Annotated in this window: 12 protein-coding genes; 4 read left to right on the forward strand and 8 right to left on the reverse strand. The window is 51.9% G+C overall.

The window, feature by feature from the left end; all coding sequences use genetic code 11:
• Positions 1–156 precede the first annotated feature (156 nt).
• The 5 genes from L9G74_RS06695 to L9G74_RS06715 form a co-directional block, all read right to left on the reverse strand.
• Positions 157–1,200, reverse strand: a complete 1,044-nt coding sequence (locus tag L9G74_RS06695) for an HlyD family secretion protein (RefSeq protein WP_238895523.1) — start codon at positions 1,198–1,200, stop codon at positions 157–159.
• A 15-nt stretch (positions 1,201–1,215) separates the two neighbouring features.
• Positions 1,216–2,751 (reverse strand): MFS transporter, encoded by a 1,536-nt coding sequence (locus L9G74_RS06700; RefSeq protein WP_238895524.1) that lies wholly within the window; start codon positions 2,749–2,751, stop codon positions 1,216–1,218.
• A gap of 259 nt (positions 2,752–3,010) precedes the next feature.
• Positions 3,011–3,928, reverse strand: a complete 918-nt coding sequence (locus L9G74_RS06705) for a LysR family transcriptional regulator (RefSeq protein ID WP_238895525.1) — start codon at positions 3,926–3,928, stop codon at positions 3,011–3,013.
• Positions 3,929–4,030: 102 nt separating this feature from the next.
• Entirely contained in the window at positions 4,031–5,053 is a 1,023-nt protein-coding gene (locus L9G74_RS06710) for an FAD:protein FMN transferase (protein ID WP_238895526.1), read from the reverse strand.
• A 105-nt stretch (positions 5,054–5,158) separates the two neighbouring features.
• On the reverse strand, positions 5,159–5,758 hold the full coding sequence (locus tag L9G74_RS06715; RefSeq protein WP_238895527.1) for a TetR/AcrR family transcriptional regulator: 600 nt from the start codon (positions 5,756–5,758) through the stop codon (positions 5,159–5,161).
• Between the two features lie 61 nt (positions 5,759–5,819).
• Here L9G74_RS06715 and L9G74_RS06720 point away from each other — a divergent pair, with 61 nt between their 5' ends.
• Entirely contained in the window at positions 5,820–6,533 is a 714-nt protein-coding gene (locus L9G74_RS06720; protein ID WP_238895528.1) for an HD domain-containing protein, read from the forward strand.
• Positions 6,534–6,692: 159 nt separating this feature from the next.
• Here L9G74_RS06720 and L9G74_RS06725 read toward each other — a convergent pair whose 3' ends face one another.
• From L9G74_RS06725 to L9G74_RS06735, 3 genes are all read right to left on the reverse strand, one after another.
• Positions 6,693–7,439, reverse strand: a complete 747-nt coding sequence (locus L9G74_RS06725) for a fumarate reductase iron-sulfur subunit (RefSeq protein WP_238895529.1) — start codon at positions 7,437–7,439, stop codon at positions 6,693–6,695.
• Complete coding sequence (locus L9G74_RS06730) at positions 7,432–9,465, reverse strand: fumarate reductase flavoprotein subunit (protein ID WP_238895530.1); 2,034 nt, start codon at positions 9,463–9,465, stop codon at positions 7,432–7,434. Before L9G74_RS06730 ends, L9G74_RS06725 begins: the two co-directional genes overlap by 8 nt.
• A 65-nt stretch (positions 9,466–9,530) precedes the next feature.
• The gene (locus L9G74_RS06735) at positions 9,531–10,253 is read right to left on the reverse strand and encodes a fumarate reductase cytochrome b subunit (RefSeq protein ID WP_238895531.1); all 723 of its coding nucleotides are present in this window, start codon (positions 10,251–10,253) and stop codon (positions 9,531–9,533) included.
• Between the two features lie 372 nt (positions 10,254–10,625).
• Between L9G74_RS06735 and prmA the strand changes: the two genes are divergently transcribed.
• The 3 genes from prmA (at position 10,626) to fis (ending at position 12,951) form a co-directional block, all read left to right on the forward strand.
• The gene (gene prmA, locus L9G74_RS06740) at positions 10,626–11,513 is read left to right on the forward strand and encodes a 50S ribosomal protein L11 methyltransferase (RefSeq protein ID WP_238895532.1); all 888 of its coding nucleotides are present in this window, start codon (positions 10,626–10,628) and stop codon (positions 11,511–11,513) included.
• Between the two features lie 146 nt (positions 11,514–11,659).
• Complete coding sequence (gene dusB / locus L9G74_RS06745; RefSeq protein ID WP_238895533.1) at positions 11,660–12,631, forward strand: tRNA dihydrouridine synthase DusB; 972 nt, start codon at positions 11,660–11,662, stop codon at positions 12,629–12,631.
• Between the two features lie 14 nt (positions 12,632–12,645).
• Complete coding sequence (fis, locus tag L9G74_RS06750; RefSeq protein ID WP_037441607.1) at positions 12,646–12,951, forward strand: DNA-binding transcriptional regulator Fis; 306 nt, start codon at positions 12,646–12,648, stop codon at positions 12,949–12,951.
• Positions 12,952–13,260: the final 309 nt, after the last annotated feature.

Raw genomic sequence — 13,260 nt, forward strand, 5'->3', positions numbered from 1 at the left:
AAAAACCAGTCACAGCTCTCATGACGTTTACTACTCGGTTGTAGTGCTACGCCATGTGGAAGTCACAATGAGCATGCAGCTCTGTGCTCCTGCGACTGCGATAAATTTCAGTTTGGATATTGGGCGCAGCCAGTGAGTGCAGCGCCCTTTTTTACGTTAGCGCGGTGTTGTATCAATAGTGATGCTGGCTTCGACCGACATACCCACCTTAAGTTTGGCTGCTAACGGCTGGCTCGCATCGAATACGATTTTCACCGGTATGCGTTGCACTACTTTAGTAAAGTTACCCGTGGCGTTATCAGGCGCGATGGTGGCAAATGTTACGCCGGTGGCGGGGGCAATACTATCGACCTTGCCATACAGTTTTTGGTCCGGAAAAGTATCCACGGCAATCTCTGCTATTTGGCCGGGGTGCACCTTGGTCAGTTGTACTTCACGGAAATTCGCGGTGACATAGAAACGATTAATCGGTACTACCGCCATCAGCGTTTCACCGGGCTGCACGAATGCGCCTTTGCGCACGGTGCGTCGTCCAACCACACCATCAAAAGGCGCGACCAGCTCAGTGTAAGACAGATTAAGCTTGGCTTTTTCTAACAAAGCTTTGGCATGTGCCAACTCGGCAATGGCCGATTGATGGGCGGCGGCTAATACCTCAATTTGGGTGTTGGCGGCCTCCAACTCTGCGCGACTATTTTGTAGTTGCGCGTTGGCTTTCATCTGGCTGGTTAAGGCTTGTTGCGAAAACTGCACCGTGCCTGCGCCTCGACGCGCTAGGTTTTGATAGCGCTCTAGCTCGTGATCAGCAAAGTCCACATCGGCGATGTTGCTCTCAATTTTGGCCTGTACTTGGCGGATCTCCGCATGTTGTTTTTTCAGCAATGCCGCCGCGTTTAATACATCAGCCTCGCTGATCGATACCTTAGATTCGGCAGCCCGTAGCTCGGCGCTATATTCTTGGCTATCAATACGGGCCAGCACCTGCCCCGCTTTAACTTGCTGATTATCAGCAACCAGCACCTCTTCCACTAAGCCGCTAACTTTAGGCGCAATCCAAGTAAAGTCGGCATTCACAAATGCATCGTTGGTGGTTTGGTTGTCTCCGTCGTCGGTGTAGACGCAGCCGCCTACCAAGGTGGTAATGGCTAAGGCGGCAAAAAGTAACGGTGTATAATTTTTTTTCTGTTGTTCGGTGTTCATGTGTAATCCGAGAATTTATTTACTGACTGATGGGGGAAAAATACGCGTTGGCAAAATTGCCACGAGCGGAATAAGCACGATGCAAGCAATCGCCACGTAGAGGTAGAGATCGGCCGAGGTTAACACCGTTACTTGTTGTTCTATGCGATGGGCAACATCGCCCATGGCGTGCGCCTGAGGGTTCAAACCACTATTGCCCAACTGGTCGACCAACACCGTGGAGTGGAAGTGTTCGCGCTTGAGCGACAACACCTCAATCACACAGCCTGCCGCCACGCCAGCGAAACCTTTCAGCGTGTTAAACCAAGCGGACGCAAATGGACCGTCGCGCGCATCTAGCCCGGTGACTGACAGCATGATCACTGGGATCACCACCATAGGTTGTGCCACGGCTTGGATCAGTTGGATGGCGTAGAAATTGTCTCGGTGCCACTCGCTGGTCACTTGGGTACCCAAGTAACAAGCGCAGCCTAATAACGCCAACCCTGCGGCCAACATGTAGCGGCAATCCACCAGCTTGTTGTTTAACATCGCCACCACTAGCGGAATAAATAGGAATTGCGGCACCGCTACCAATAGTAGCGCGGGCGTCGCATCCAAAGGCCGATAGTGATGTACCGCCGCCAAGTAGTTGTACGGAATGTTGATGGTGGCGCCCATGATGAACAGAATGCCGCCGAGGGTGATCAGCGAGAACGCTAAGTTGCGTTTTTTCAGGATTTGCACCTTAAAAAACGGTAGCGCGTGGTTCCATTCGTTTCTAAGAAACAACAACATCAACAACAAACCGCCGCCAAGCAGCAGTTCCACCAAGGCTGAGTTAAGCCAATCAAGGCGCTGACCTTGCTCTAACCCGAGCACAATCATGATGATGGCAGGCGCGCCGAGTAAAAATCCTTGGGTGTTAAATGTCTTAAAACGTTCCAGTCGCAGCGGGTCTTTCGGCATGCCCCAAGATACTAACGTCATGCTCAGCAAACACATGGGGATCACTTGCCAAAACGCAAATTGCCAACCTAATTTGTCTACACTCCACGCCGCCAACGGAATACCAAAACTGGGGCCAAAGGTGGCGGTCAGCGCATAGGTGCCCAAGCCATACAACTTCACTTTGGGTGGCAAATAGCGTAACGCGACCGACATCAACATCGGCGGCATCGCGCCACCGAGTAAGCCTTGCATCGCCCTGAGCGCTAATAACGCTTCAAAATTGGGGGCAAACGGACACAGCAAGGCGATAACGGCAAAGGCCCCCATCGCCACAATGACAAATTTTCTAAAGGTAAAGGTCACCGCGCACCACGGCGCAAATGCCATGGCGGTCACCGAGGTGGCCGCGTAAACCGCAATTAACCAGGTACTTTGATCATAGCTATAGCCCATGGCACCACGAATATCGGGCATGGCGATCTTAGTAACACTTTCATTGAAACCGGCGATCAGCACCGCCAACAAAATGCCGATAAGGCCTGTGGCGATCTGAATGCCGAATGCCGCATCACCCGCTTTGGCTGGCGCAGGTGGCGCGATGGTAGAAGAAGACGAACTCACCGGGCGACCCCGCTGATGGTGCGCCTAATTAATGGTCGGGATTGCATCACCCGTGGCTCCTATCAAGTCGTTTACAAGGGCGACTACTTTAAGGGCTAGCCATTAATAGCAAAATTGCTAATCGGTGAAGTATGGATTGCGCCAGATGGAATCCAGTGGAGACTGTGGGCCTTTATTGCTTAATTTATATTCAAATTGAATGTGTTATGAATGAGACGTCGCCAGCTTGCTTAGCCAACGCAGCAAGCTGGCGGCCAAGCTAACTATTTTTCTCGACATGGGACAAGCAGACAGTTTTCACCAGACGACGAAACCATTGATGCGCGGGATCATTATCAAATCTTGGATGCCACACCTGCATGATTTCAATCGGATTAACCTCAACCGGCAGCTCAAAGGTTCTCAGCGGTAATCCCAGCCGCTCCACCGTCATCAGCATGTTTCTCGGCATGGTTGGCAAGATAAGATCGGACCCCGGCAGATAAAATAATGCCGAGAACAGCGAGGGCGAGATCACCGCAACATGGCGCTTCAACCCCAAGGTTTGCAACTGTTGATCGACCGGACCGCGCGAACGACCACGGCGCGACACGCTAATATGGCCGTAAGACGCAAAACGTTCCGCGGTAATGGCTTGCGCAAAGAGCGGGTGGTTAGCGCAGGCAATGCCCACAAATGAGGTATCAAACAGCTTTTGCTGCTTAGTATCTGGCGAGAACTCGCGTTTACTGGTGATGTACAGATCGATACGGCCTTCCGCCAAGGCGTGATCATCAACCACCCCTTCAGGCACGATACACAGCGAGCTATGGGGCGCTTGTTTGCTCAACTGCACCACCAGTTGCCGCGCAATTTCGCCAAAGGAAAAATCGTTGGTGCGAATATGGAAAACGCGTTGCAATAACGCCGGATCGGTTAATTGCTTAGGCGTAAACACCTGCTGCGCCATCTCCACCGCCGCCTTGACCGAATTACGCAACTCAAGTGCTCTCGGTGTTGGCACCAAATGTCGACCGGAGCGCACCAGAATCGGGTCATCCACCAACTCCCGAATACGGGCCAAGGCACGACTCATCGCCGGTGGGCTTAAATGCAGCCGCTCCGCCGCGCGAGTGACCGAGCACTCATCAAGCAAAACATCGAACGCAATAAGCAGATTTAAATCGGGATTAGACATTAAATTATTCGCTAAAGAGCCGTGTTGTTATGGTAGCACTTGCCCCGTTCAATGGAGCCAACATGCTGATTACTAGGGGCAGTCGCCCGCCAGCATATACCGCTACAGATATTGCTGAAACGCCTGAGAATAATGCTCACTAAAACTACCATCGTCGTTTCTGGTAATAAACATTGCCGCAATATTATTCGCATCAGCTAAGGCTAGCCCCTTTTCGACGCCCATGACCATTAAGCCGGTCGACAGCCCATCGGCCGCCATACATGACTTACCGACTACAGTCACCGACACCGTATGGTGGTGGATGGGATAGCCGGTATTGGGGTCAATAATATGGGAATAACGCACATTGTTTTCATCAAAAAAGTTACGATAATCGCCTGCGGTTGCCACCGCACTGTCTTTGGGTTGCAACACATGCTGTACCTGACGTTGCTCAGCTACAGGCTTTTCTACCGCAATGCGCCAGTCCTGCTGCGCTAACGAGTGCCCAGCAATGCGCATCTCGCCACCAATTTCGACCAGATAATTATCAATCCCTTCCGCTGCCAAGGTGTCAGCCACCACATCCACACCATAGCCTTTGGCGAGGGTCGATAGATCAACATACACCTTAGGATTCAGCTTGCGCACCGACTGACCATCAAGCGCGAGAAAATGCGCACCCACATCCTGTTTAGCTTGGGAAATCATGGCGGCAGTGGGAATGAATTTTGGATGATGATCAGGGCCAAAACCCCATAAATTGACCAGTGGCCCCACCGTGATATCCAGATAACCTTGGGTAAACTGTGCCAGATGGATCCCCTCCGCCAACATCTCAGTCAACGCCGCTGAATAATGCCGAGGCTCAGTTGATTGGCTTTGATTCAGTTGAGAAAGCTCGGAGCTGACAATGTAAGTCGATGCGACTTGGTTCACCTGATCTAAGGCATTATCGATTTTGGTTTGCAGGTACGTTTGGCTCGGTGATGTGGTATTGGCAATGTAAGTGATGTGATAAGTAGTGCCCATGGTTGCGCCACTTAAACGCACTTTCACTTCATCACTCTGACCACAACCACTGAGTAATACCAATGTGCAACAACTCAGTAGAAATGGCTTAAAGCGAGGTAACTTGCTCACGGTGTCAATGTCCTTAACGTTATTCATAGTATATCGGCTAACGGCGGCAACAACGCGGCGGCCAAGTGCCGATGAAAAGTGTTTAACAGACGATTAAACAATAACTTACGCTGCTAAAATGCGAGCAATGGCGGCGCAACTCAGCTTAAGTAACGCCGCTTGGCTGACGCCAGCGCGCGCCCGCAGCGATAATGTATGTTGCAGCGCCAGCAGCAGTTGGGCGCTGATTTCCGCCTGCTCATCTTGGTGCCCAGCTTGCTGCAACCGCGCAAGAAACATCGACTCCAGCGCGGTATGATTTGCCATGAACGTCTCTTGCAACGTCTGCTCTGTACGGAGCACACACGGCAAGGTGGTGGTGAAAAAACAACCTTGACCGCCCTCTTGGCAGTAGATCGCAATCAGCGCGGAAAAATAGTCGTTCAGCGACTCTGCCAACTCAGCGCCACCAAACAGCCGTTGCGTCAGTTGTTCGCCCATGCGCTGCTCATAAAGCGCCAACGTGTGTTGATACAACGCCAGCTTATTGCCGAAGGTGTTATTAAGACTTGAGCGTTTGATCCCCATGGCGTTAGCCAAATCATCTAAGGATGTGCCGCTATAACCCTGCGTTTGAAATAGCCGCATGGCTGCCAGTAACGCCTGTTCTCTGTCGAATGCTCTGGGCCGACCACGGCCAGACTTTATTTTTGTACCATCTTGCATAAAATAATATCTCGGTTTATTTTGTACAAACTCGTACAGAATATATCTCAGGGAATAACTGATGTCATTAACAATTCACAAAACCGCGCCATCTAAACTGTGCTTGTTGCACCATATGATTAAAGGACAAGTGGTTGACGGGTTTAGCCGAGCCAAACGCAAGCTACAGCGGCAAGAACTCAACTACATTGCCAAGCATGAGTATGCCGTCCCCGACTCCCCTGCCTGTATGCAAGCCATTGAGCTAGTGCGGGCATGCAGCCCCGATTTTCTGCTCAACCACGGCTTTCGCAGCTACGCTTTTGGCGTGGCGATGTCGCATAAGGTGAACAAAAAATATGACAAGGAAGTGCTATTTCTTGGCTCGATAATGCATGACCTCGGGCTAACCGAGCAGCATGACCACGGCGGCACATTTGAATGCGATGGTGCCAAAAGCGCCTACAATTTTGCCATTGAGCAAGGCTTGGAGATCCCAAGGGCTGAGCTGATCCACGAAATGGTAGCCTTGCATGACTCAATCGGGGTGGCCGAGACCAAAGAGCCAGAAATTGCCTTGATACACTATGGCGCGGGGCTGGATGTGGCAGCGCTGTGGCACCAAGATATTCACCCAGAAACACTGCACGACATTGTGCGCGCATACCCAAGACTGGATTTTGCCGAAGCCTTTATCGCCTTGCTGCAAGATCAAATTGCGCGTAAACCTCACAACTATATGAAGACGCTGATTGACTTGGGCTTTTACGACAAAATGCTCGCGGTGAATTTCTAATAAACGCGAACGCGGCCCAATGGCTGACCACAGGCCACCCAGTGGCCTCCCGTCACCAGCATCAACATCACGCCAGCGGCAAACCATGCAGTGACGCGATGATACAAACCGCATCAGTACATGAACGTGAACATGGCACATGCCGCCGCGCGTGGACGATCAAGCGTGAGATATGCCGATCAAAGTGCGCGACATTTTGCGGCGTAAGTAAGCGATCTGCTGCATGTGTGGTAAGTCTTTCGGGCAGTTGTCTTGGCAGCCGAGTAAGGTCATGCAGCCAAACACACCATCTTGGGTGCCAATGACGTGATAAAAATCTTCGGCGCTGCGGGCATCGCGACTATCCAGTTCAAAGCGCGCGATCTTCATCATGCCGACGGCGCCAACAAAGGTGTCACGCATCTGCGCAGTGGCACAAGCCGAGACACACACGCCGCATTCGACGCAACGTTCCAACTCATACAGTTTGGCCGCTTCATCTGGCGCCATCGGCTGTTCAATCAGATGGATGTCGTGTTGATCGGCCGCCGGATGCAGCCACAACTTGAGGCGCTCGGCCAGTTCGCGCATAAACTTACCAGTGTTGACGGACAAGTCACCAATCAACTCAAACCCCGGCAGCGGCATCAGCGTAATGTTGCCATCACTATATTTGGCGGTGAGTGTGCGGCACGCCAGCGTGGGCAGGCCGTTGATCACCATGGCGCAACTGCCGCAGATCCCCGCACGGCAAACAAAGTCGAATTGCAGTGACGGATCTTGCTCAGCGCGAATGCGATTGAGCGCGATAAACACCGTCATGCCCGCCGTTTCTTCGAGCTGATATTGCACCATGGCGGGCGCATCACCGGGCAGTTGCGGATCGTAACGGAAGATATTAAAGGTCAAAGTACGGCTGTTACTCATGGGATGTTCCGTCCACGTTGCTGGTATGGGTGGTAGTGTTTTTGCTGTGGCTGGCGTGCAAGGTGTCATGCAGCCGTTGGTTACTGGCGCGCAAAAAGGACGGTAGCTCAAATGGCATCAACGCCTGCTGCAACTGCTGGCGGGTAATGTGGCTGCCCAAACCGGCGGCGATGGTGGCGATCTCATCCAAACGTTTTGCCGTATCAGGGTGGGCGATGGCGTTATCGGCGCCGTAACCGCGATAACCGGGCGGTAGCTCCATCTGCATCACATCCAGCGGCTCATAACTCAAGATTGGCGTGAGATCGTTGGCGTTTGGCCAACTGGCGAGCGTGCGACACAGCCAGTCTTTATCGTTACGCTGCGGATAGTCTTCACGGGCGTGAGCGCCACGGCTTTCGGTGCGCGCCAATGCGCCACAAGCCACCGTTAGCGCCACTTTAATCATCCGTCGCACCCGCAGTGCTTCCACCAACTCAGGGTTGGCGTGGCGTTTGGTGCATTTGAGTTTGATGTTGCGTGAGCGCTGCAATAACTCCTTCAGCTCGGCCACCGCCACTTCGAGTTCAGGGCCATTACGGAAGATGCCAACATGATCCATCATCACCCGCTGCATGTGAGTTTTCAGCGCAAAGGCGTTTTCGCCCTCGCCGTCTTGGCATAGTTCGTCAATCTCGCTTTGCAGCTCAGTGCTGAATTTGTTCACCAGCGCGGTATCAACCACCAGCTCATTTTGCTGGCAGAAATCGGCCACATAACTGCCGATGATCATGCCGCCAACCACGGTTTCAGCCAGCGAGTTACCACCGAGGCGGTTAAAGCCGTGCATGTCCCAGCAGGCGGCTTCGCCCACGCTAAATAAACCTGAAAGCTGCGGGCTTTCGCCGCTCGGATTGGTGCGAATGCCGCCCATGGAATAGTGCTGGGTTGGCCGCACCGGGATCCATTCATCAGCGGGATCGATGCCAAGAAAGTTCTCGCAGATCTCTTTCACTTCGCGCAAGTTGGTGTCAATGTGTTTGCGGCCAAGCAAGGTGATGTCGAGCCACAAATGCGGCCCATACGGGCTATCAACACCCAAACCTTTACGCATGTGTTCGGTCATCCGCCGTGACACCACATCGCGCGACGCCAGCTCTTTTTTCTCCGGCTCATAATCCGGCATAAAGCGGTGGCCGTTGCGATCGCGCAGCAAGCCGCCATCACCACGGCACCCTTCGGTGGTGAGAATGCCCACCGGCACAATAGCGGTCGGGTGAAACTGCACCGCTTCCATATTGCCGAGGGTGGCGACGCCGGTTTCTAACGCCAGCGCTTGGCCGACGCCTTCGCAGATAATCGCGTTGGTGGACACTTCATAAATGCGACCATAACCGCCGGTAGCGATGGTGGTCGATTTAGCAATATAGGCGCGCAGTTCACCGGTAATCAGGCAACGCGCAATGACGCCGTGACAACGCTTGCCATCGTGAATAATCTTCAGTGCTTCCATGCGTTCATGCACCGGAATATCCAGCGAGATCGCCTTGTTATCGACCGCATACAACAGTGAGTGGCCAGTGCCATCGGCGGTGTAACAGGTGCGCCATTTTTTGGTGCCGCCAAAATCGCGGGCGTTAATCAGGCCATGCGCCGCTTGCGCTTCTTCAATGGTGATGCGCTCAGCATTAACCACCACTTGCCGCGGCCCGGCGGTGACGCGCGTCCACGGTACGCCCCAATTCGCCATCTGCCGCACCGCTTTGGGCGCGCAATGGGCAAACATCCGCGCCACGGTTTGATCGCAGCCCCAATCGGAGCCTTTAACGGTATCTTGAAAGTGCACATCTTCGTTATCGCCATCGCCTTTCACGGTATTGCCAAGGCTGGCTTGCATGCCGCCTTGCGCCGCAGCGGAATGCGACCTTTTAGCGGGGATCAGCGACAGCACCAGCGTATCTAAGCCGCGCTCTTTGGCGGCAATCGCCACCCGCAACCCCGCCAGCCCAGCGCCCACCACTAATGCATCGGTATAAATCAGTTTCACAGGTGCTCCTTCAAGCCAATTGCTCATGGTTTATCGCTGTAGCGATTTATCGTTTTTATGTCGTGTTAGGGGGTAAATGGCGTGACCGGTAGCGTCAGTGAGTGACCAATCACCAAATACGCCACCAAGCTGCAAGCACCTAAGATAATGAGATAACCCATAAGGATTTTGGCGAGCAGCAATAAGCCGTGACGCTGAAAGCTGATGCCCCACTTCACTGCCACGCGGTATAACCCCAGCATGGCGTGCACCACTACGGCGGGCAGCAACAGCCCATACAGCAGCCAATAGTTGTCGTGGTACACCCGCGCCGCCGACAGATGTGGGCCAATTTCGGGATTGGTGAGCATGGTGACTAAGTGCATTGGCACTAAGAAAAACATCAAAAAGCCGGTGAGCATCTGCCAAAACCACAGCTTGCTATCGTTATGTTTGATGAGATGCAGATGATTGCGCAGCGCGCGCCATTGCCCCAGTTGTACCGGAAAACGTCGCAGTGCCGTGGCGGCGTGCACCATTAACACCAGCAGCATAACCAGCGAAAACAGCTGGGTGATTAACGGCACGCCGTGACCCGATGGGGTAAACAACCCGCCTTCTAATACTTGGGCCACGCGGTAAAACGCCGCCTTGCCGAGCAAAATTGATGATTCAAAATGCAAGTGCAACAGCAGGAATAACCCAAGTAACACGCCACTGGCGCTTTGCAATCTATCGGCGACCGCCGCCCAACGATAGCTGCGAGGAAAGCCCAACCAGCGCTCACCCAAATGGTATTTCGTCAACATAATTACAAAAGTTACTTAAGTTAATTTAGTCAGCATTTCAAAATATCCAAAAGCGCTTAAATGCCAAACGGCTTAACTAACCTTTGTGATCCTGTTCAATAAAAAAGCAGCTTTTGCTGCATCAGTGATAAATGATTTAAGTAAAAGTGAACAATGGTAATACCATTTAGCCATTAGTAATCAATGAGTTATTTGTATAAATAAAACAAAAAAGAAAGCAGATTTCAGCCATTTATCCTTATTCTGGCTAAAAATAGAAAGACGATTACAACGCGAAGGATTATCAAACTGGCGATGATCCGCCACCTTGCACTAAAATAGCGCCACTTTGATTGTGGCCACCGTCGCCACCCAGCTAACAAGAGAACGCCAATGCCTTGGATCCAACTCCGCCTCAACAGCAATAAAGAACACGCTGAGCCCCTAAGTGACCTGTTAATGGAACTGGGCAGTGTCTCCATCACCTTTGAAGACAGCTTCGATACGCCAATCTTCGAACCTAAGCTGGGTGAAACGCCGCTGTGGGATGCCACCACAGTGATTGCGCTATTTGATGCCGGTGACGATCTCACTCCAGTGATTGCTGAACTCAAAGCTCAGCCTTATATGCCTGCCGATACCGACTACAAAATCGAGCAAGTAGAAGATAAAGACTGGGTACGCGAATGGATGGACAGCTTCCACCCAATCAAATTTGGTAACCGCCTGTGGGTGTGCCCAAGCTGGCGTGAAGCACCAGAGCCGGATGCGGTTAACGTATTGCTCGACCCAGGTTTAGCGTTTGGTACGGGCACTCACCCAACCACCGCACTGTGTATGGAATGGCTCGACAGCTTAGATCTGGCCGGCAAGCAAGTGATCGACTTTGGCTGTGGCTCAGGCATTTTGGCCGTGGCCGCGCTGAAACTCGGTGCACCGCACGCTGTGGGTATTGATATCGACTACCAAGCCATTGATGCCTCTAAAGACAACGCCCGCCGTAACGGCGTAGAAGACAAGCTGTCACTGTATCTGCCACAAGACCAACCTGCCGATATTCAGGCCGATGTACTGGTAGCCAACATTCTGGCTGGCCCACTGCGCGAACTGGCACCATTAATTGCAGGGTTAGTTAAACCGAACGGCGTACTCGCGTTGTCAGGTTTGTTAAACGAACAAGCCGAAGAATTGCGCGAAATTTACAGCCAATGGTTTGATATGGATGCAGCTGCTCACAAAGAAGACTGGAGCCGCTTGACAGGAACCCGCAAAACGCAGTAATGAGCCGCCAAAGCGCGCCACGGCTGAGTTCGTTGCTAATAAATGTCAAGCAAAAAAGTTTACTCTCAGGTGATTTTTTAACCTTTTCATGGCCGATAAAAAGTCGTACTATAGCGCCCCTTTGAAGAGCGAGGTGAAACCGCGACATGCAAATTGGCCCATATCAACTGAACAATCAGCTGATCGTGGCACCAATGGCAGGTGTCACTGATCAGCCCTTCCGCAATCTCTGTTTACGCTACGGCGCCGCCTTAGCAGTATCAGAAATGATGTTGGCTAATCCCGATATTTGGGATACCGACAAAAGCCGTTTGCGCATGGCGCATTCCGGTGAGGAAGGCATACGCTCAGTACAAATTGCCGGAGCAGATCCTGACGAGATGGCTTGGGCCGCACGCTTCAATGTGGAGCAAGGGGCACAAATCATCGACATCAACATGGGCTGCCCCGCGAAGAAAGTGAATAAAAAGCTGGCAGGTTCCGCTTTGCTACAGTCGCCCGAACTGGTCAAACAGATATTGGATGCGGTAGTGGCAGCAGTGGATGTACCGGTCACGCTGAAGATTCGCACGGGCTGGGACCCAGAGCACAGGAATGGTGTTCAAATTGCCCAAATTGCTGAAGATAGTGGTATTGCATCGCTGGCGGTTCACGGCCGCACGCGGCAATGCATGTACAAAGGCAATGCCGAGTACGACACCATCAAAGCAATTAAACAAAATGTGTCGATTCCTGTGGTGGCCAATGGGGATATCACCACACCGGAGCAAGCCCGCTTTGTGCTGGATTACACCGGTGCCGATGCCCTAATGATTGGACGAGGCGCACAGGGACGACCCTGGATTTTTCGTGAAATCCAGCATTACCTGGATACCGGTGAAAAACTGGAGCCCGTTGGGAATGCTGAAAAGCGTCAAGTGATGCTGGAGCATCTAGCCAAGTTGTATGGATTGTATGGCGAACTTAAAGGCGTTCGCATCGCCAGAAAACATATAGGTTGGTACCTGGACCAGGAAGAACAGCGTCAATTCCGCGCCGATTTTAATCGGATAGAAAGCGCTGCTGAACAATGTTCCATGGTGGAACGATTTTTTGATGAATGTGTTTTAGATAATTAAAGAGCAGAATACGAATGTTTGATCAGACAACTCACACAGAAGCTCATCCGCTTACCGTAGGCAAAATCGAAACCGCTAACGGCACTATCAAGCCTCAACTGTTACGTGACGCAGTAAAACGCGCCGTGAGCAACTTCTTCAGCCAGTTAGATGGTCAAGAAGCTCAGGAAGTGTATGAAATGGTGCTTTGCGAAGTAGAAGCTCCACTGCTTGATATCATTATGCAACACACCCGTGGTAACCAGACTCGCGCTGCGAACATGCTGGGTATCAACCGCGGCACTCTGCGCAAAAAATTGAAAAAATATGGCATGAACTAAGATTAGTTCTTGTTATATTTAAAGAAAAGCCACTTCCTCGGAAGTGGCTTTTTGCTTTTATGCATAATGACCAAAACTGAGTTTAATGCTCAGATTGATCGGACTCCAACCAAATCTCAACGATTCAAACCACTCTTACACGCTGTAGCCGTTAAATCCAATCTTACACGCTATAACCGTTAAGAAATAAATTCATATTGTGTGGATACCGCTATGGTTTAGATGTTCGACCAAACGCCTTGCTATCATTCAGATGCTGCTGGGATCGGGGATGATGGTCGCCAAGATAAACAACGCGCCATGTGCATC

It is taken from the genome of Shewanella electrica, assembly GCF_022321485.1.
Taxonomy (GTDB): Bacteria; Pseudomonadota; Gammaproteobacteria; order Enterobacterales; family Shewanellaceae; genus Shewanella; species Shewanella electrica.